Origin of the sequence: Pseudomonas sp. 273 (assembly GCF_029201425.1) — a bacterium.
Classification (GTDB): domain Bacteria; phylum Pseudomonadota; class Gammaproteobacteria; order Pseudomonadales; family Pseudomonadaceae; genus Pseudomonas; species Pseudomonas delhiensis.
This window is the reverse complement of the sequence record NZ_CP116775.1, coordinates 6,812,761-6,832,886: the sequence shown is the minus strand read 5'-3', so window position 1 is coordinate 6,832,886 and position 20,126 is coordinate 6,812,761. Positions and strand designations below refer to the sequence as shown.

At 69.6% G+C, this 20,126-nt stretch carries 16 protein-coding genes; 14 read left to right on the top strand and 2 right to left on the bottom strand.

The annotated features are described in order from the left end of the window. The first annotated feature begins 44 nt into the window (after window positions 1-44). The 12 genes from PKO50_RS31250 to cls all read left to right on the top strand — a co-directional run bounded on the left by PKO50_RS31250 (window position 45) and on the right by cls (window position 13,058). Complete coding sequence (locus tag PKO50_RS31250) at window positions 45-983, top strand: choline ABC transporter substrate-binding protein (RefSeq protein ID WP_275628175.1); 939 nt, start codon at window positions 45-47, stop codon at window positions 981-983. Between the two features lie 75 nt (window positions 984-1,058). Next, window positions 1,059-1,943, top strand: coding sequence for a 3-keto-5-aminohexanoate cleavage protein (locus tag PKO50_RS31245; protein WP_109933911.1), 885 nt, complete (start codon window positions 1,059-1,061; stop codon window positions 1,941-1,943). A gap of 221 nt (window positions 1,944-2,164) precedes the next feature. After that, the gene (locus PKO50_RS31240; RefSeq protein ID WP_109933910.1) at window positions 2,165-3,130 is read left to right on the top strand and encodes an L-carnitine dehydrogenase; all 966 of its coding nucleotides are present in this window, start codon (window positions 2,165-2,167) and stop codon (window positions 3,128-3,130) included. An 82-nt stretch (window positions 3,131-3,212) separates the two neighbouring features. Beyond that, the gene (locus PKO50_RS31235) at window positions 3,213-3,683 is read left to right on the top strand and encodes a thioesterase family protein (protein ID WP_109933909.1); all 471 of its coding nucleotides are present in this window, start codon (window positions 3,213-3,215) and stop codon (window positions 3,681-3,683) included. A gap of 2 nt (window positions 3,684-3,685) precedes the next feature. Beyond that, window positions 3,686-4,615, top strand: coding sequence for an alpha/beta hydrolase (locus tag PKO50_RS31230; protein ID WP_275628174.1), 930 nt, complete (start codon window positions 3,686-3,688; stop codon window positions 4,613-4,615). A gap of 620 nt (window positions 4,616-5,235) precedes the next feature. After that, entirely contained in the window at window positions 5,236-6,066 is an 831-nt protein-coding gene (efeU, locus tag PKO50_RS31225) for an iron uptake transporter permease EfeU (protein ID WP_109935181.1), read from the top strand. Next, window positions 6,063-7,250, top strand: a complete 1,188-nt coding sequence (gene efeO / locus PKO50_RS31220) for an iron uptake system protein EfeO (RefSeq protein ID WP_275628173.1) — start codon at window positions 6,063-6,065, stop codon at window positions 7,248-7,250. The genes efeU and efeO (PKO50_RS31220) overlap by 4 nt, the downstream gene beginning before the upstream one ends. A 16-nt stretch (window positions 7,251-7,266) precedes the next feature. Further along, a complete protein-coding gene (gene efeB / locus PKO50_RS31215) occupies window positions 7,267-8,544 on the top strand; it encodes an iron uptake transporter deferrochelatase/peroxidase subunit (protein ID WP_109935179.1) in 1,278 nt (425 codons plus the stop codon). Window positions 8,545-8,573: 29 nt separating this feature from the next. Beyond that, entirely contained in the window at window positions 8,574-9,401 is an 828-nt protein-coding gene (efeO, locus tag PKO50_RS31210; RefSeq protein ID WP_275628172.1) for an iron uptake system protein EfeO, read from the top strand. 135 nt (window positions 9,402-9,536) lie between these two features. Further along, window positions 9,537-9,785, top strand: a complete 249-nt coding sequence (locus PKO50_RS31205; RefSeq protein WP_009614343.1) for a hypothetical protein — start codon at window positions 9,537-9,539, stop codon at window positions 9,783-9,785. 410 nt (window positions 9,786-10,195) lie between these two features. Further along, complete coding sequence (locus tag PKO50_RS31200; protein WP_275628171.1) at window positions 10,196-11,593, top strand: amidase; 1,398 nt, start codon at window positions 10,196-10,198, stop codon at window positions 11,591-11,593. 40 nt (window positions 11,594-11,633) lie between these two features. Beyond that, window positions 11,634-13,058, top strand: coding sequence for a cardiolipin synthase (gene cls / locus PKO50_RS31195; RefSeq protein WP_275628170.1), 1,425 nt, complete (start codon window positions 11,634-11,636; stop codon window positions 13,056-13,058). A 357-nt stretch (window positions 13,059-13,415) separates the two neighbouring features. Here the strand turns inward: cls and ahpF are convergent, their stop codons facing one another. After that, window positions 13,416-14,981 (bottom strand): alkyl hydroperoxide reductase subunit F, encoded by a 1,566-nt coding sequence (gene ahpF / locus PKO50_RS31190; protein WP_109935175.1) that lies wholly within the window; start codon window positions 14,979-14,981, stop codon window positions 13,416-13,418. Window positions 14,982-15,116: 135 nt separating this feature from the next. After that, window positions 15,117-15,680: an alkyl hydroperoxide reductase subunit C gene (gene ahpC / locus PKO50_RS31185; protein ID WP_037016170.1), complete on the bottom strand. Its 564-nt coding sequence runs from the start codon at window positions 15,678-15,680 to the stop codon at window positions 15,117-15,119. A 434-nt stretch (window positions 15,681-16,114) separates the two neighbouring features. Between ahpC and xdhA the strand changes: the two genes are divergently transcribed. Both xdhA and xdhB read left to right on the top strand, forming a co-directional pair. Further along, window positions 16,115-17,539 carry a xanthine dehydrogenase small subunit gene (xdhA, locus tag PKO50_RS31180; RefSeq protein WP_275628169.1) on the top strand — a complete coding sequence of 475 codons (1,425 nt, stop codon included), beginning with the start codon at window positions 16,115-16,117 and terminating at the stop codon, window positions 17,537-17,539. Further along, window positions 17,532-20,120 carry a xanthine dehydrogenase molybdopterin binding subunit gene (xdhB, locus tag PKO50_RS31175; protein ID WP_275628168.1) on the top strand — a complete coding sequence of 863 codons (2,589 nt, stop codon included), beginning with the start codon at window positions 17,532-17,534 and terminating at the stop codon, window positions 20,118-20,120. The genes xdhA and xdhB overlap by 8 nt, the downstream gene beginning before the upstream one ends. Window positions 20,121-20,126: the final 6 nt, after the last annotated feature.

The window sequence follows — 20,126 nt, the reverse complement described above, 5'->3', positions numbered from 1 at the left end:
CACAACAACGATAACCATTGCCGCAAAGGCCTTGAGGAGAAGTCATGAAGCTATCGATCAAAGCGGGCGCCTGCGCCGCGCTGTTCACCCTCGCCACCGGCGCCTGGGCCGCCGAGCCGGCCTCGTGCCAGAACGTGCGCATGGGCTCGGTGAACTGGACCGACGTGGTGGCCAGCAGCGCCGTGGCCGAGGCCCTGCTCGACGGCCTGGGCTACAAGGTCAAGCAGACCAGCGCCTCGCAGCAGATCATCCTCGCCGGCATGGCCGACAAGCAGCTCGACGTCTTCCTCGGCTACTGGCAGCCGACCATGCAGCCGGTGGCCAAGCCCTACCTGGACAAGCAGCAGATCGAAGTCATCACCCCGGCCACCCTGGGCGACGCGCAATCCACCTACGCGGTGCCCACCTACGTCTACGACGGCGGCCTGAAGACCTTCGCCGACATCGCCAAGTTCCGCGACAAGCTGGACAACAAGATCTACCTGATCGAGCCCGGCAGCGGCTCCAACCGCATCACCGCGGACATGATCGCCAAGGACAAGTTCGGCCTGAAGGGCTTCCAGGTCGTCGAGTCCAGCGAGGCCGGCATGCTCACCGCGGTCAAGCGCGCCATCAAGCGCCAGCAGTGGGTGGTGTTCTTCGGCTGGAAGCCGCACCCGATGAACCTGCAGATCGACATGAAGTACCTCACCGGCAGCGACGACGTGTTCGGCCCCAACGAAGGCGCCGCCACCGTCTCCATCATGACCGCCGCCGGCTACCAGCAGCAGTGCGGCAACGTCGCCAGGCTGCTGCACAACCTGCGCTTCAGCAGCCAGGAAGTCAGCCAGGTGATGGAACCCATCCTCGACCGCAGCCAGCCGCTGGACGCCGCCCGCACCTGGCTCAAGGCCCACCCCGACCAGCTCAAGGCCTGGCTCGACGGCGTGACCACCTTCGACGGCAAGCCGGCCGAGCCCGCCTTCGTCGCCAGCCTCAAGTAAGCCAACCACGCCCCACCCTTGCGCGGCGCCCCGGCCGCGCAGGGCCCCCGTACGCCTGAAGAAAGGAAAGCCACCGTGAACTACGAAGTCATAGTCACCTGCGCGGTGACCGGCGCCGGCGACACCGTCGGCAAGCACCCGGCCATCCCCGTCACCCCCAGGGAAATCGCCGCCGCCGCCATCGAGGCGGCCAAGGCCGGCGCCACCGTGGCCCACTGCCACGTGCGCGACCCGCAGACCGGCAAGCCCAGCCGCGACGTGAACCTGTACCGCGAGGTGGTGGAACGCATCCGCGAGAGCGACACCGACGTCATCATCAACCTCACCGCCGGCATGGGCGGCGACCTGGAGATCGGCAAGGGCGAGCAGCCCCTGGAGTTCGGCGCCGGCACCGACCTGGTCGGCCCGCTGGAACGCCTGGCCCACGTCGAGGCGCTGCTGCCGGAAATCTGCACCCTGGACTGCGGCACCCTGAACTTCGGCGACGGCGACTTCATCTACGTTTCCACCCCGGCGCAGCTGCGCGCCGGCGCCAGGCGCATCACCGAGCTGGGGGTGAAGGCCGAGCTGGAAATCTTCGACACCGGGCACCTGTGGTTCGCCAAACAGATGCTCAAGGAAGGCCTGCTGGAAGACCCGCTGATCCAGATCTGCCTGGGCATCCCCTGGGGCGCGCCGGCCGACACCACCACCATGAAGGCCATGGCCGACAACATCCCCGAAGGCATCACCTGGGCCGGCTTCGGCATCGGCCGCTCGCAGATGCCCATGGTCGCCCAGGCCATGCTGCTGGGCGGCAACGTGCGGGTGGGCCTGGAGGACAACATCTGGCTGGACCGCGGCGTGCACGCCAGCAACGGCAGCCTGGTGGAGCGCGCGGTGGAAATCATCGAACGCCTCGGCGGCCGCGCCCTCACCCCGGCCGAGGGGCGCAGGAAGATGAACCTCAAGCCCCGCTGATCCGGAGCTGCATACGTCGACGTAGGGCGAATGACCCGGAACGGGTTATCCGCCGATGCACCGACCCCATGCCCGGCCTCTGGTTCGAACCCGGAGCCCCCTGGACAGGCGCTCCGTGGCCAGGTCCGAGGCGCGCCTGGAGCCAAGGCCAAACGGCGGACAACCGCGAACGGTTATTCGCCCTACGAAAAGCCCGCCCCCCTTTCCCGCTGGAGCCCTTCATGTCCTACATCACCGAAATCAAGACCTTCGCCGCCCTCGGCAGCGGCGTCATCGGCAGCGGCTGGATCGCCCGCGCCCTGGCCCATGGCCTGGACGTCGTCGCCTGGGACCCGGCCCCCGGCGCCGAGGCCGCCCTGCGCCAGCGCGTGGCCAACGCCTGGCCGGCGCTGCAGAAGGCCGGCCTGGTGCCCGGCGCCTCCCAGGAGCGCCTGAAGTTCGTCGACACCATCGAGGAATGCGTGCGCGACGCCGACTTCATCCAGGAAAGCGCCCCCGAGCGCCTGGACCTGAAATGCGAGCTGCACGCGAAGATCAGCGCCGCGGCCAAGCCCAACGCGCTGATCGGCTCCAGCACCTCGGGCCTGCTGCCCAGCGAGTTCTATGCCGACGCCACGCACCCCGAACGCTGCGTGGTCGGCCACCCGTTCAACCCGGTGTACCTGCTGCCGCTGGTGGAAGTGGTGGGCGGCGAGAAGACCGACCCGGCGGCCATCCAGGCGGCCATCGCGGTGTACCGCAGCCTGGGCATGCGCCCGCTGCACGTGCGCAAGGAAGTCCCCGGCTTCATCGCCGATCGCCTGCTCGAAGCGCTCTGGCGCGAGGCCCTGCACCTGGTCAACGACGGCGTCGCCAGCACCGGCGAGATCGACGACGCCATCCGTTTCGGCGCCGGCCTGCGCTGGTCTTTCATGGGCACCTTCCTGACCTACACCCTGGCCGGCGGCAACGCCGGCATGCGCCACTTCATGGCCCAGTTCGGCCCGGCCCTGCAACTGCCCTGGACCTACCTGCCGGCGCCGGAGCTGACCGAATCGCTGATCGACAAGGTGGTCGAAGGCACCGCCGAACAGCAGGGCAACCGCAGCATCGCGGAGCTGGAGCGCTACCGCGACGACTGCCTGCTGGCGGTGCTAGGCGCCATCAAGGACACCAAGGCCCGCCACGGCTTCGCCTTCGTCGACTAACCTCGATCCATCCGCCCCTCCGGACGGCCCCCTCTCCCTTCAGGGAGAGGGCTGGGGAGAGGGGCTCTTCGGAAGCGCACCCATGCCCACCCTGAAAACCTACGAAACCCCGGTGCTCGCCGAGTGGACCGACTACAACGGCCACCTGCGCGACGCCTACTACCTGCTGATCTTCAGCTACGCCACCGACGCCCTGATGGACCACCTGGGCCTGGACAGCGCCGGCCGCGAGGCCAGCGGCCACTCGCTGTTCACCCTGGAGGTGCACCTGAACTACCTGCACGAGGTGAAGCAGGGCGAGGCGGTGGAAGTGCGCACCCAGCTGCTGGCCCACGACCGCAAGCGCCTGCACGTGCACCACACCCTGCACCGCCCCGGCGAAGCCGCGCCGCTGGCGGCCAGTGAACAGATGCTGCTGCACGTGAGCCTGGACGGCCCCCGCTCGGCGCCCTTCGAGGGCGTGGTGCTGGAGCGCGTGCTGGCCCTGGCCGAAGCGCACCGCGCCCTGCCGCGGCCGGAGCACGTCGGCCGCGTGATCGGCCTGCCGGGTTGAGCGTGGCGCGCGAGTACCCGCTGTCCCCCGGCATGGCGGCGTTCGTCGCGCGCACCCGCGCCTTCGCCACTGCCGAACCCTCCCTGGCCGCGCAACGCGCGGCCTATTCGCGCATGGCCGCCGCCTTCACCCCGCCGCGCCCAACGGGCCTGCGGGTGAGCGACCTGGCCCTGGCCGGCCTGCCGCCGCTGCGCCTGTTCCGCCCGGCGGGCACAGCGCCCGCCAGCGGCTGGGCGGCACTGCTGTTCCTCCACGGCGGCGGCTGGATGCTCGGCGACCTCGACTCCCACGCCTTCTTCTGCGCCGAGCTGGCCGCCCGCCTGGGCCTGCTGGTGGCGGCGGCGGACTACCGGCTGGCCCCGGAACACCCCTTCCCCGCCGCCCTGCAGGACAGCCTGGCGGCCTGGCGCGCCCTGCGCGACGGCGCGCTGGGCGAACCCATCGACCGCACCCGCCTGGCGGTGGCCGGCGACAGCGCCGGCGGCAACCTGGCCGCCGCCCTGTGCCTGGCCCTGCGCGATGCCGGCGAGCCGCAGCCACGGGCCCAGGCGCTGGTCTATCCGGCCTTGGGTGACGAGGCGACGGATTCGCGAGTCGAGTGTGCGGATGCGCCGTTGTTGTCTGCTGCCGATATGCGGGTGTGCATCGATGCCTACCTGCCCGAGCCCCTGCAACGCCACCGCCCCCTCGCCCTGCCCCTGCGCGCCCATGACTTCGCCGGACTGGCGCCGGCCTTCATCGGCGTCGCCGAGTTCGATCCGCTGCGTGACGACGGGCTGCGCTACGCGGAACGACTGCGCCGGGATGGGGTGGAGGTGGACTGCTTCCCCGGCCCGGGGCTGGTCCACGGCTGCCTGCGGGCGCGGGAGCTGGCGGAAGTGGACAGGCTGTACGAGGCGCTGTTCGAGTCGCTGGCCCGTCGTCTGGATTGAGCGCGAGGGGCTTTTCGTAGGAGCGAGCTTGCTCGCGAACAGAGTTTCCAGGTGGCCTGGGTGCCTCGGTTTGACTCCGCTCCCTCTCCCCAGCCCTCTCCCTGAAGGGAGAGGGGGCTTGTCCGTGCCGAGAGAAGTGATGGTTTCAGCCGGAAACCTTCGGTGTTGCCGGCTGACTCAGGAATGCCCAAACACTCCGAACGGTCCCCTCTCCCTTCAGGGAGAGGGTTAGGGAGAGGGCGTTCTTCAGGATATGCACCGAACCTGGCCGACAGAACGCCGTTCGCGAGCAAGAACTGGGCGTCCCCCTCGCCCCTACGAAAAACCAACCAGGACGAACAAAAAAATCCCCCGCCGCGCCCGACGCACGACAGGGGACGAAAGCGAGCCGTCAAGGCTCCCAGTGTGACAAGCACCTACTTCGGTATCGACCGCAGCGGTATGGCTCCAGTGTGGCTGCTTCGCCAACTTCGGGTTTGCCGAAAACGACGTGCGCGTATCCGCCGCGGACAGGGGGCGACGTTAGGCACGGCCCCTTAAGCAATCCTTAAGGCGACGACATCGAGAATCCTTCGCGTTTGCATTCTCAGCCGCCGCGCGGCCCTGTCCCAGGTGAAACCATGCTGGTCCCCTTCCTGATCATGCTCCGCGAGGGCATGGAGGCCGCGCTCATCGTCGGCATCATCGCCAGCTACCTGCGCCGTACCGGGCGCGCCCACTGGATGCCGGCGGTGTGGATCGGGGTGTTCCTCGCCGCCGCCCTGGCGCTGTTCGTCGGCGCCGGCCTGGAGCTGGCCAGCGCCGAATTCCCGCAGAAGCAGCAGGAGCTGTTCGAAGCCCTGGTGGGCCTGGCCGCGGTGGCCATCCTCACCTCCATGGTGTTCTGGATGCGCAAGATGGCGCGCTCCATCAAGGGCGAGCTGCAGGCCGCGCTGGACCAGGCCTTCCACTCGCGGCACCAGGGCTATGCGCTGATCGCCATGGTGTTCCTCGCCGTGGCCCGCGAGGGCCTGGAGACGGTGTTCTTCCTGCTCGCCGTGTTCCAGCAGAGCGAAGGCCCCGGCGCGCCGCTGGGGGCGCTGCTCGGCCTGGCGCTGGCGGTGGCCCTGGGCTACGGCATCTACAGCGGCGGCGTGCGCCTGAACCTGGCGCGCTTCTTCCGCTGGACCGGGCTGTTCATCCTGGTGGTGGCCGCCGGCATCCTCGCCAACGCGGTGCGCTCGCTGCACGAGGCCGGGGTCTGGAACCTGCTGCAGGCGCCCTTGTGGAACAGCGGCGCCAGCCTGCCCGAGGACGGCGCCCTGGGCTCGCTGCTGGCCGGGCTGTTCGGCTACCAGCAGAGCCCCACCCTGAGCACCCTCGGCGCCTGGCTGGCCTACCTGGCGCTGAGCCTGACGCTGTTCTTCCTGCCGCCGCGCCCCGCGGCCCCTGCCCGGAGCACCGCCGAATGAGCCTGCCGGAACCCCAGCCGCCGGTCGGCGCCCGCCGCCTGCTGCTCAACGCCGCGGTGGCGGCCTCGGCGGCCCTGGCCGTGCTCGGCGCGGCGGCCTTCTACTACGCCGCGCGCCACGCCCACCAGGCCAGGGCGGGCAACGACGAGGTGCTGGTGACGGTGCTGCCCCACGGCTGCGAGCCCAACACCCTGAGCGTGCCGGCCGGGCAGGCGCGCTTCCGCATCCTCAACCGCTCCGATCGCGCCGTGGAGTGGGAAATCCTCGACGGCGTGATGGTGGTGGAGGAACGCGAGAACATCGCCCCGGGCATGAGCCAGACGCTCTCGGCCTACCTCGCCCCCGGCGACTACCAGGTCACCTGCGGCCTGCTCAGCAACCCCCACGGCAGCCTGCGCGCCACCCCCAGCGCGGCCGCCAGCGCCGCCCAGCAGGCCCGCTCGCCGCTGCTGGACTTCGTCGCCCCGCTGTCGGAATACCGCGTCTACCTGGCCGGCCAGCTGCGCCAGCTGCAACGCGCCCTGGGCGCCCTGAACCAGGCCCTGCAGGCCAACGACCTCGCCGCCGCGCGCAGCCACTACCTGGAAGGCCGCGCCGCCTACCAGCGCATCGCCGCCAGCGCGCAGCGCCTGGCCGAGCTGGACAACCGCATCGCCCCGCGCGCGGAGGCCTTCGAGCTGCGCGAGCAGGACCCGGCCTTCGGCGGCTTCCACCGCATCGAATACGGCCTGTTCGCGCGCAACGGCACCCTCGGCCTGGCGCCGGTCGCCACGCAGCTGCAGGCCGACGTCGCCGCCCTGAAGGACGCCCTCATTGCCCAGTCGCTGCCGCCCGAGCAACTCGGCGGCAACGCCGCGCGGCTGATGCGCAGCCTGGCGCAGCAGCGCATGGACGGCGACGAGGAACGCTACAGCCACAGTGACCTGGCCGGCTTCGCCGCCAACCTGGAAGGCGCGCGCAAGGTCATCGACCTGTTGCGCCCGCTGCTGCAACGCAAGGCCCCCGAACTGCCCGCGCGCCTGGACGCCGCCGCCGCGGCGCTCGATGCCAGCCTCACGCAACTGGCCGGCAAGCCCTACGACCAGGTCACGGCCGCCCGGCGCCAGCAGCTGGCCGCCGAGGCCGCCAGCCTGGCCGACGCGCTGGACGCCGTGGCGCCGGCCCTGGGCCTGGCCCACCCCTGATCCGAGGAAGTACCCCATGCACAGCAACGACGACAGCCCCGCCAACGCCCAACGCCGCCGCGTGCTGCTCGGCCTGGGCGCCGCCGGCGTGGCCCTGGCCGGCGCCAGCCTGGCGGGCCCGGCGCGGGCCGCCGGCACCGCCGAGGTCACCCACGCACCGGCCAGCGAGCGCACCCAGGAGCGCAACGCCTGGTTCGGCCACCACCAGCCGGGCATCGTCACCCCGCGCCCGGCGGCGGGCATGATCGTCGCCTTCGACGTGCTGGCCAGCGACCGCGCGGGCCTGGAACGGCTGTTCCGGGTGCTCGACGAGCGCATCCGCTTCCTCATGGCCGGCGGAGCGGTGCAGCAGGTGGACGCCAGGCTGCCGCCGCTGGACTCGGGCATCCTCGGCCCGGTGGTGATCCCGGACAACCTGACCGTCACCGTCTCGGTGGGCGACTCGCTGTTCGACGAGCGCTTCGGCCTGGCCGCGCGCAAGCCACGCCACCTGCAACCCATGGCCGGCTTCCCCAACGACGCCCTGGACCCGGCGCGCTGCCACGGCGACCTGTGCCTGCAGTTCTGCGCCAACACCCCGGACACCAACATCCACGCCCTGCGCGATATCGTGAAGAACACCCCGGACCTGCTGCTGGTGCGCTGGAAGCAGGAAGGCAGCGTGCCGGTGCAGCCCAGCCGCCCCGGCCAGCCCACCGAGAGCGCGCGCAACTTCCTGGGCTTCCGCGACGGCTCGGCCAACCCCGACTCCCGCGACGAAGCGGCCATGCGCCGCATCGTCTGGGTGCAGCCCGACGCCGGCGAACCGGCCTGGGCGGCGGGCGGCAGCTACCAGGCGGTGCGCATCATCCGCAACTTCGTCGAGCGCTGGGACCGCACCCCGCTGCAGGAGCAGGAAAGCATCATCGGCCGCGTCAAGGCCAGCGGCGCCCCCCATGACGGCCGCGTGGAAACCGACGTGCCGGACTACGCCCGCGACGCCGAGGGCAAGCACACGCCCCTGGATGCCCATATCCGCCTGGCCAACCCGCGCACCGCGCAGAGCCAGGCCAACCTCATCCTGCGCCGGCCGTTCAACTACTCCAACGGCGCAGCCAGCAACGGCCAGCTGGACATGGGGCTGCTGTTCATCTGCTACCAGGCGGACCTCGCGCGCGGCTTCATCGCCGTGCAGACGCGCCTGAACGGCGAGCCGCTGGAGGAATACCTGAAGCCGCAAGGCGGCGGCTACTTCTTCGTCCTGCCCGGGGTGACCGGGGCGGACGACTTCCTCGGCCGCAGCCTGCTGGCCTGAACGACAACAATGCACTGGAGCCATCGGACATGAAACGCACCTCCCTCGCCCTGCTGTTCAGCCTCGGCCTGCTCGCCACGCCGCTGGCCAGCTTCGCCGCCCCCGCCTCGCCGCTGGACCTGGTCGGCCCCATCGCCGACTACAAGCTCTACGTCACCGACAACCTCGACGAGCTGGTCAAGCGCACCCAGCAGTTCACCGACGCGGTGAAGCAGGGCGACCTGGCCACGGCGAAGAAGCTGTACGCGCCGACCCGCGTCTACTACGAGTCCATCGAGCCGGTGGCCGAGCTGTTCAGCGACCTGGACAGCGCCATCGACTCCCGCGAGGACGACCACGAGAAGAAGGTCGACGCCCCGGACTTCACCGGCTTCCACCGCATCGAGTACGGCCTGTTCAGCAAGAACAGCACCGAAGGCCTGGGCCCGCTGGCGGACAAGCTGATGGCCGACGTGCACGAGCTGCGCAAGCGCGTGGAGGGCCTGCCCTTCCCGCCGGAGAAGGTGGTCGGCGGCGCCGCCGCGCTGATGGAGGAAGTGGCCGCGACCAAGGTCAGCGGCGAGGAAGACCGCTACAGCCACACCGACCTGTACGACTTCCAGGGCAACGTCGACGGCGCCAAGAAGATCGTCGAGCTGTTCCGCCCGCAACTGGCCAAGCAGGACCCGGCCTTCGTCACCAAGGTGGAGAAGAACTTCGCCACGGTCGACGGCATCCTCGCCAAGTACAAGACCAGGGACGGCGGCTACCAGACCTACGACAAGCTCAGCGCCAAGGACCGCAAGGCCCTGGCCGGGCCGGTGAACACCCTGGCCGAGGATCTTTCGACCATGCGCGGCAAGCTGGGCTTGAACTAAAGCCGGTCGCGGACCGTCCCGGTCGGAAAACGACCTGCTCTTGCCTGTGAAGGACACTCCGCCGGCCGGGTGCTTGCGCCCGGCCGGCGCTGTTCCGAGAATCCGGGGAAGCCCAACCTCACGGAGGACTCCGCGATGATGCACGCCGACCTGATCGACCAGGACGATTTCCGCGAACGCCTGCAGGCCCTGGGCTTCGCCGTTCCACCGGACGTCACCGCGGAACAGGCCTGCGAATACGCGGTGCGCGCCCTCACCCCGGAACGCTCCATGGCCCTGCGCCGGCTGGTGGAAGAGATGCTCGGCGGCAACGCGACCCTGCTACCGGCGGTGCGCGAGGCGATTTCGCGGCAGTTGCTGCCGGCGTTGGTGCCGCGGCCCTGACATCCGGCTCTTCGTAGGAGCGAGCTTGCTCGCGAACGGGGCTTCGCTGGCAATCTCGGCGCTTGACCTGAAGAACGCCCTCTCCCTAACCCTCTCCCTGAAGGGAGAGGGGACCGTTCGGAGTGCGCTGATGTTTCGGCGTTAGCCGGCTAGCACAGAGATTACCGGCTGAAACCCTTCCTCCTCTCGGCACGAACTAGCCCCTCTCCCTTCAGGGAGAGGGCTGGGGAGAGGGCAACGGGTGGGCCAGAACACCCCAAACCACCGGCTTCTCCCAAATCACCTAGCCCGCCGCCCGGTTGAACCACCCCCGTTCGTCGACCAAGGCCAAACGGCGGATAACGCGGAGCGTTATCCGCCCTACACCGCCATAGGCTAGGGTTGTGCCATGGCCCCCGCCGGAGTCCCCCATGACCGCGCTGCACGATCTCACCGCCGTCCAGCTGCTGGCCCTTTACCGTTCGCGCCAGCTGTCCCCCGTGGAATACCTGCAGCACCTGATCGCCCACATCGAACGCTGGGAGCCGCACCTCTGCGCGCTCTACGCCTATGCCCCGGAACGCGCCCTGGGCGAGGCGCGGGAGGCCGAGGCGCGCTGGGCGAAGGGTGAGCCGCGCGGCGAGCTGGATGGCGTACCTGTCACCATCAAGGAGCTGATAGCGAGCGTCGGCGAGCCCATCCCCCAAGGCAGCGCCGCCGTGCCCCTGGTGCCCGCCGCCCAGGACGCGCCGCCCACCGCGCGGCTGCGCGAGGCCGGGGCCATCCTGCTGGCCAAGACCACGGTGCCGGACTTCGGCATGCTCTCCTCGGGCCTGTCCAGCTTCCACAAGCTGGCGCGCAACCCCTGGAACCTGGCGATGAACCCCGGCGGCTCCAGCGCCGGCGCCGCGGCGGCCGCTGCCGCCGGCTACGGCCCGCTGCACGTGGGCACCGACATCGGCGGCTCGGTGCGCCTGCCGGCCGGCTGGTGCGGCCTGGTGGGCTTCAAGCCGAGCCTCGGGCGGATTCCCATCGACCCCTACTACACCGGGCGCTGCGCCGGGCCCATGACGCGCACCCTGGACGACACCGCGCTGCTGATGAAGCACCTGTCGCGCGCCGACTGGCGCGACGCCACCAGCCTGCCGCCGGCCGAGCTGGACTGGGCCATCCGCCCGGCCGAGGTGCTCGGCCTGCGCATCGGCCTGCAGCTGGACCCCGGCTGCGGCCTGCAGCCCGAGCCGGAAGTGCGCCGGGCCGTGGAAGACGCCGCGCGGCGCTTCGCCGAGGCCGGCGCGGAGATAGTCGAGGTGCCGCCGATCCTCGACCACGGGCTGCTCGACGGCCTCGACCGCTTCTGGCGCGCGCGCCTGTGGGCCGAGCTGGAGGCGCTGCCGGCGGAACGCCAGGCGCGGGTGCTGCCGTACATCTTCCAGTGGGCCGAAGGCGGCGCGCGGGTTTCCGGCGTCGAGGCGGTGCGCGGCTTCAACCAGACCTTCGAGATGCGCAAGCGCGCCGCCGCGCAGTTCCACGGCATCGACTGCCTGCTCAGCCCGACCAACCAGGTGGCCGCCTTCCCCGCCGAGTGGGCCTCGCCCACCAACGACCCGGCGCGGCCCTTCGAGCACATCGGCTTCACCGTGCCGTGGAACATGACCGAGCAGCCGGCGCTGTCGATCAACTGCGGCTTCACCGCCGCCGGCATGCCCATCGGCCTGCAGATCGTCGGCCCGCGCTTCGCCGACGTGGCCGTGCTGCGCCTGGGCAAGGCCTTCGAAACCTGGCGTGGCGAACTGCCGGGATGGCCGCGGCCCCCCGAGCGGGGCTAAGCTGCGGGAACACGCACGGCAGAAGGACTCGTTCGCGCGCATGCAGTATTCCCCCTACATCGCCCATTTCCTGGTGGTCATCCAGGTCCTCGGCGTGGTCGCCGCCCTCCACGCCGTGCTCACCGTGCGCACCGCGCAGGGCGCCATCGCCTGGGCCATCTCCCTGGTGTTCATGCCGCTGCTCACCCTGCTGCCCTACCTGGTGTTCGGCCGCAGCCGCTTCGACGCCTACATCGGTGCGCGGCGCCAGGCCAACGAGGAGATGCACCTGGCCGCCGCCGAGCTGGACTGGCGGCCCTGGGTGGAAGAAGCCCTGACGGCGCGCCAGTCGGAGAACTACAAGGCGCTCAAGGCCCTCTCCGCGCTGGCGCGCATGCCGACCCTGGCGAACAACCACGTGCGCCTGCTGGTGAACGGCAAGGCCACCTTCGATGCCATCTTCGAGGCCATCGCCCAGGCCCGGCAGGTGGTGCTGGTGCAGTTCTTCATCATCCGCGACGACGCCCTCGGCCAGCGCCTGGCGCAGCTGCTGCTGGAACGCGCGGCCAACGGCGTGGAGGTCTTCCTGCTCTACGACGCCATCGGCAGCCACGGCCTGCCCGGGCGCTACGTCGAGCGCCTGCGCGCCGGCGGCGTGCAGGTGCAGGCCTTCAGCACCGGGCACGGCGCCATCAACCGCTTCCAGCTGAACTTCCGCAACCACCGCAAGGTGGTGGTGGTGGACGGCCTGTGCGGCTACGTCGGCGGGCACAACGTCGGCGTCGAGTACCTGGGCGAGAAGCCGCCGCTCTCGCCCTGGCGCGACACCCACGTGGAACTGCGCGGCCCGGCCGTGGCCTGCCTGCAGGAGTGCTTCGCCGAGGACTGGTTCTGGGCCACCCATGCCCTGCCCACCCTGCTGCTGCCGGACCGCTACGACGAGGAAGGGGTGATCTGCCAGGTGCTGGCCAGCGGCCCGGCGGACAAGCAGGAGACCTGCTCGCTGTTCTTCGTCGAGATGATCAACGCGGCCAGCGAACGGGTGTGGATAACCACCCCCTACTTCATCCCCGACGAGGCGGTCGGCGCCGCCCTGCGCCTGGCCGCCCTGCGCGGCGTGGACGTGCGCATCCTGCTGCCCTCGCGCCCGGACCACCGCACCGTCTATGCCGCCTCCAGCCTCTACGCCCAGGACGCGGTGCGCGCCGGGGTGAAGGTGTACCGCTACCAGCCGGGCTTCCTGCACCAGAAGGTGGTGCTGGTGGACCACGACTGCGCCGCGGTGGGCAGCGCCAACCTGGACAACCGCTCGTTCCGGCTGAACTTCGAGATCATGCTGGTGACGGTGGACGAGGCCTTCGCCCGCGACGTGGAGAGCATGCTGCTGGCGGACTTCGAGCAGGCGGTGGAGATGGACACCGAGCGCAGCGGGCAGCTGCAGCAGCTGGGGATGCGGGTGGCGCGGTTGGTGTCGCCGATTCTTTGAATGCCGCGGGCTGGGGGCTGGAGGCTTTTCGTAGGAGCGAGCTTGCTCGCGAATGGCATTCCCCGTTTACGCCGTCGATCGGGCTGACCTCCGCACCCTCTCCCTAACCCTCTCCCTGAAGGGAGAGGGGACCGTTGGGCAGAAACGGGGGCTCTGGAGTCAGCCGGCAACACCGAGGGTTTCCAGCTGAAACCATGACTCATCTCGGCACGGACTAGCCCCCTCTCCCTTCAGGGAGAGGGCTGGGGAGAGGGAGCCCAACTCAACCCCGAACACCACAACCCCAAGCAAAACACCCAAAAAGAAAAACGCCCGACTCACTCAAGTGAGCCGGGCGCTTCTACTATCGCAAGGTCATCAAGCCGGCGCAGAACTACGGATCAGGTGATCAAAGGCCGACAGCGACGCCTTCGCCCCCTCCCCAACCGCGATCACGATCTGCTTGTACGGCACCGTAGTCACGTCGCCAGCAGCGAAGATGCCCGGCAGCGAGGTCTCGCCGCGCGCGTCGACGATGATCTCGCCGCGCGGGGTCAGCTCGATGCTGCCCTTGAGCCATTCGCTGTTGGGCAGCAGGCCGATCTGCACGAAGATGCCTTCCAGCTCCACCGACTTGAACTCTTCCGAGTTGCGGTCCTTGTAGACCAGGCCGGTGACCTTCTGGCCGTCGCCCTTCACTTCGCTGGTCAGCGCGCTGGTGATCACGTCCACGTTCGGCAGGCTGTACAGCTTGCGTTGCAGCACGGCGTCTGCGCGCAGCTTGCTGTCGAACTCCAGCAGGGTCACGTGGGCGACGATGCCGGCCAGGTCGATGGCCGCCTCGACGCCGGAGTTGCCGCCGCCGATCACCGCCACGCGCTTGCCCTTGAACAGCGGGCCGTCGCAGTGCGGGCAGAAGCACACGCCCTTGGCCTTGTATTCCTGCTCGCCGGGCACGCCCATCTCGCGCCAGCGGGCGCCGGTGGCGAGGATCACGGTCTTGGCCTTGAGGCTGCCACCGCCCTCGAACTTCACTTCGTGCAGCTCGCCGGCATTCTTCGCCGGGACCAGCGCGCTGGCGCGCTGCAGGTTCATGATGTCGACCTCGTACTGCTTCACGTGCTCTTCCAGCGCGCGGGCCAGTTTCGGGCCTTCGGTCTCCTTCACCGAGATGAAGTTCTCGATGGCCATGGTGTCCAGCACCTGGCCACCGAAGCGCTCGGCGGCGACGCCGGTGCGGATGCCCTTGCGGGCGGCGTAGATGGCCGCCGCGGCGCCGGCCGGGCCACCGCCCACCACCAGCACGTCGAAGGCTTGCTTGGCGGCCAGCTTCTCGGCTTCGCGAGCGGCGGCGCCGGTGTCGATCTTGGCGAGGATTTCTTCCACGCCCATGCGGCCCGCGCCGAAGACTTCGCCGTTGAGGTAGATGCTCGGCACCGACATGATCTGGCGGCGCTCGACCTCGTCCTGGAACAGCGCGCCGTCGATGGCGACGTGGCGGATGTTCGGGTTGAGCACGGCCATCAGGTTCAGCGCCTGGACCACGTCCGGGCAGTTCTGGCAGGACAGCGAGAAGTAGGTTTCGAACTCGAACCGGCCCTGGATGCCCTTGACCTGCTCGATGACCTCGGGCTCGAGCTTGGACGGGTGGCCGCCGACCTGCAGCAGCGCCAGGATCAGCGAGGTGAATTCGTGGCCCATGGGGATACCGGCGAAACGCAGGCCGATGTCCGCACCCGGGCGGTTCAGCGAGAAGGACGGCACGCGCTCGTCGCTGCCATCTTCGCGCAGGGTGATCTTGTCGGTCAGGCCGACGATGTCGTGCAGCAGTTCGCTCAGCTCGCGGGATTTGTCGCTGTCATCGAGGGACGCGACGATCTCGAACGGCTGGGTGACCTTTTCCAGGTAGGCCTTCAACTGGTTTTTAAGATTGGCGTCCAACATGAGTTCAGCTCCTGCGAAATTCGGGCAAAAGGGTTCCCGCGGCGGACGCTGTGCGTCCGCCCTGCACGCTTGCGGGTAGGCTTTGGGCAGGGCGGGCGGCCCTTGTGGGGGCCGTCCGCCGGGGAGGGGTGTTGCTTAGATCTTGCCGACCAGGTCCAGGGACGGGGCCAGGGTCTTCTCGCCTTCCTTCCACTTGGCCGGGCAGACTTCGCCCGGGTGGGCAGCGGTGTACTGGGCGGCTTTCAGCTTGCGCAGGGTCTCGCCGACGTCACGAGCGATCTCGTTGGAGTGGATTTCGACGGTCTTGATCACGCCTTCCGGGTTGATCACGAAGGTGCCGCGCAGGGCCAGGCCTTCTTCCGGGATGTGCACGCCGAAGGCGTTGGTCAGCTGGTGGGTCGGGTCGCCGATCAGCGGGAACTGGGCCTTGCCCACGGCCGGGGAGGTTTCGTGCCAGACCTTGTGGGAGAAGTGGGTGTCGGTGGTCACGATGTAGACTTCGGTACCAGCGTCACGGAAGGCAGCGTAGTTGTTGGCGGCGTCTTCGATCTCGGTCGGGCAGTTGAAGGTGAAGGCTGCCGGCATGAAGATCAGGACCGACCACTTGCCCTTCAGGGACTGCTCGGTGACTTCGATGAACTTGCCGTTGTGGAAGGCGTTGACCTTGAACGGTTGGACTTGGGTGTTGATCAGGTTCATTCGGCATTCCTCGTAGAGATGGGTTGATCGAATTGGTTATGAAATTCGACGTGGGCAAGATTATCCGCTATTAGCCCGCTTGGCCCATTGATTTAGGCCATCAAACAAATTGGCTTTATCTATCAGCGGAACTATAAAAGGAAGAGCTTCGCTATCGATGAGCGGGCCCTCCTCCATCCTGCACCCTGCTCAAGACCAGCGCGTGACACCACCGTTCAATGCCCGTGCCGGACGTGCCCGCAGCGGCCGGCGGAAGTGGAGCCGGGGCGCTTTCCTGGCCGGCTGGTCAACAGGCGCCGCGAGCTATGCTTTGCTTAGGGAGCAGCCCTTTCGGCTGGCAGAGTTCGTGCACCAGCTGACCACATGGACAGCTTCAGCGCCGCGTCGGGCCCGCCTCCCGGCAGCCGGTCCGGCGCGCGCCAGCGAGGTTTCGCATGATCCAGTTCCTGCTCGACGACGAACTGCGCCAGGTGGACGGCCTGGCACCGGAAACGAGCTTGCTCGAGTACCTGCGCACCCGGCTGGGGCGCACCGGCACCAAGGAAGGCTGCGCCTCCGGCGACTGCGGCGCCTGCACCCTGGTGCTGGCCGAACCCGAGGGCGACGGCCTGCGCTACCGCGCGGTGAACGCCTGCATCACCCCGCTGGGCTCGCTGCACGGCCGCCAGTTGCTGACGGTGGAGAACCTCGCCGATGGCGACCGCCTGCACCCGGTGCAACAGGCCATGGTGGACTGCCACGGCGCGCAATGCGGCTTCTGCACGCCGGGCATCGTCATGTCGCTGTTCGCCTGGCGCCATGCGGCCTGCGCCCATGACCGCGAGAGCGCGCTGACGGCCCTGTCCGGCAACCTGTGCCGCTGCACCGGCTACCGGCCGATCCTCGAAGCCGCCCGGCGCATCGCTGGCGAAGCCCGGGGCGATCGCTTCGCCGCCGCCGAACGCGCTACCGCCGGGCGCCTGCGCGCCCTGCTCGCCGGCGCCAGCCTCGACAACGGCGAACAGCACGCCTGGCTGCCCACCTCGCTGGAAGAACTGGACCGCCTGTTGATGGATCATCCACAGGCACGGCTGGTGGCCGGCGCCACCGACCTGGCCCTGGAAGCGACCCAGGCGCTGAAGGGCTTCCCGCAGCTGATCCACCTGGAGCGCGTGGCCGAGCTACGGCGCCTGGAGGAACACCCCGGGTACCTGCTGATCGGCGCCGCGCGGCCCTACGCCGACTGCCAGGACGTGCTGCGCGCCTTCCCCGGCGTGCCCGCGCTGCTGGAGCGCCTGGGCTCGCTGCAGATCCGCCAGCGCGGCACCCTGGGCGGCAACATCGCCAACGCCTCGCCCATCGGCGACATGCCGCCGGTGCTGCTGGCCCTGGACGCCCGCCTGCGCCTGCGGCGCGCCGGGCAGATGCGCGAAGTGCCCATCGACGGCTTCTTCACCGGCTACCGGCAGAGCATCCTGCAGCCGGGCGAATACATCGAGGCGGTAGTTATCCCCAGGCTGGGCGAGGGCCAGTCATTGCGTGTGGACAAGATATCCAAGCGCCGTGACGACGACATCTCCGCCCTGTGCCTGGCCCTGCGCCTGGACTTCGACGAGCAGGGCCGGGTGCACGAGGCGCGCCTGGCCTGCGGCGGCATGGCCGCCACCCCGCTGCGTGGCCGGCGCACGGAAGCCGCGCTGGCCGGCCGGCCGTTCGACGCCGCCGCCGTGGCCGCGGCCCAGGCCGCCCTGGCCGAGGACTTCCAGCCCATCGACGACCTGCGCGCCAGCGCCGCCTATCGCCTGAAGGTGGCGCAGAACCTGCTGCAGCGCGCATTAGTGGAATACACAGCAACCCCCGCGGAGGTGCGCCATGCGTAGCCTGCCTCCCCTGGCCGCCAACGGCGGCGCCAGCGAAACCCGCAGCGCCGGCCAGGCCCGGCCCCACGACAGCGCCGAGCTGCACGTCAGCGGCGCGGCGCGCTACGTCGACGACATCAAGGAACCCCGCGACCTGCTGCACGCCGCCGTCGGCCTCACGGACATCACCTGCGGGGTTATCCACAAGCTGGACCTGGAGGCTGTGCGCAACGCCCCCGGCGTGGTCGCCGTGCTGACCCTGGACGAGGTGCCCGGCCACACCGACATCGGTCCGGTCTTCCCCGGCGACCCGCTGCTGGCCGGCGAGCGGGTGAAGTACCACGGCCAGGCACTGTTCGCCGTGGCGGCGGAAACCCAGCTGCAGGCCCGCCGCGCCGTGCGCCTGGCGAAGGTCGAATACGCCGAGGAAACGCCGCTGCTCGACCCGCTGCGGGCCAAGGCCGAGGAACGCTTCGTACGCCCGCCGCACTTCATGCGCCGCGGCGACGCCGGGCACGGCCTGGCCGCCGCGCCCTACGTACTGCAGGCCAGCCAGTTCGTCGGCGGCCAGGAGCATTTCTACCTCGAAGGCCAGGTGTCCATGGCCGTGCCCACCGACGATGGCAGCATGTTCGTGTTCACCTCCAGCCAGCACCCCAGCGAGGTGCAGAAGCTGGTGGCCGAGGTGCTGGCCATGCCCCTGGCCAGGGTCACCGTGGAAGTGCGGCGCATGGGCGGCGGCTTCGGCGGCAAGGAAACCCAGGCCGCACCCTGGGCCTGCCTGGCCGCGCTGCTGGCGGCGCGCACCGGACGCGCGGTTAAGCTGCGCCTGCCGCGCGCCGAGGACATGCGCGCCACCGGCAAGCGCCACCCCTTCCACAACCGCTACCAGGTCGGCTTCGACGCCGAGGGCCGGCTGCTCGCCGCGCAACTGGAAGTGGTGGGCGACTGCGGCCACTCGCCGGACCTCTCCGACGCCATCGTCGACCGCGCCATGTTCCACGCCGACAACGCCTACTTCATCCCCGACGTGGCCATCGCCGGCTACCGCAGCTTCACCAACGTCGTCTCGCACACGGCCTTCCGCGGCTTCGGCGGGCCCCAGGGGATGATGCTGATCGAACGCGCCATGGACGACATCGCCCGCGCCGTCGGCCAGGACCCGCTGGACGTGCGCAAGCTTAACCTCTACGGCGGCAGCGGCCGCGACCTCACGCCCTACCACCAGCGCGTGGAGCACAACCTGCTGGGCGAGCTGATCGAGCGCCTGGAAGCCAGCAGCGACTACCGCGCCCGCCGGGCCACCATCACCGCCGCCAACGCCGCCAGCCCGGTGCTCAAGCGCGGCCTGGCGCTGACTCCGGTGAAGTTCGGCATCAGCTTCACCGCCCAGCACCTGAACCAGGCCGGCGCGCTCATCCACCTGTACACCGACGGCAGCATCCAGCTGAACCACGGCGGCACCGAGATGGGCCAGGGCCTGAACGTCAAGGTGGCGCAGATAGTCGCCGAGGAATTCCAGGTGCCCCTTGAGCGCGTGACCATCACCGCCACGCGCACCGACAAGGTGCCCAACACCTCGCCCACCGCGGCCTCCAGCGGCACCGACCTGAACGGCATGGCCGCCCGCGACGCGGCCCGCACCCTCAAGGCGCGGCTGGCGGAATTCCTCGCCGCGCGCGAGGGCGTGGCGCTGCAGGAAGTGCGCTTCGCCCACGGCCAGGTGCAGGTCCGCGACAAGGCGCTGGACTTCGCCGAGGTGGTGCAGGCCGCCTACTTCGCACGGGTGCAGTTGTCCGCCACCGGCTTCTACCGCACGCCGAAGATCCACTACGACCGCGCCACCGGCCAGGGCCACCCGTTCTTCTACTTCGCCTACGGCGCGGCGGTGTCCGAGGTGGAAGTGGACACCCTGACCGGCGAATACCGCCTGCTGCGGGTGGACATCCTCCACGACGTCGGCCGCAGCCTCAACCCGGCCATCGACATCGGCCAGATCGAGGGCGGCTTCGTCCAGGGCATGGGCTGGCTGACCTGCGAGGAACTGAAGTGGGACGCCAAGGGCCGGCTGCTCACCACGGGGCCGGCGACCTACAAGATCCCGGCGGCGAGCGACGTGCCCGAGGACTTCCGCGTGGCCCTGTTCGACCGGCCCAACGAGGAGGACAGCGTGTACCTGTCCAAGGCGGTGGGCGAGCCGCCGTTCATGCTGGCCATCTCGGTGTGGTCGGCCCTGCGCGACGCCATCGCCAGCCTGGCGGACTACCGGGTGAGCCCGGCGCTGGACACCCCGGCGACGCCGGAGCGGGTGCTGTGGGCCTGCGAAGCGTTGAAGGGGCGGGCTGTGGATAGTTCGCTGGAGGACGCGTCATACCCTCACCCTAGCCCTCTCCCGGAGGGAGAGGGGACCGTTTCGCGTAAAGCGAAACAACGGAGTCAGCCGGACACTGTGGATAACAGGAAAACTCCCAATCTTCCTGCACACACCGAACTAGCCCCCTCTCCCTTCAGGGAGGGGGCTGGGGAGAGGGAACCCACCTCACCCACAACGCCGAAACACCCAACCAACACCAGCAACCCACCCCAGGACCCCACCCCATGACCCCAC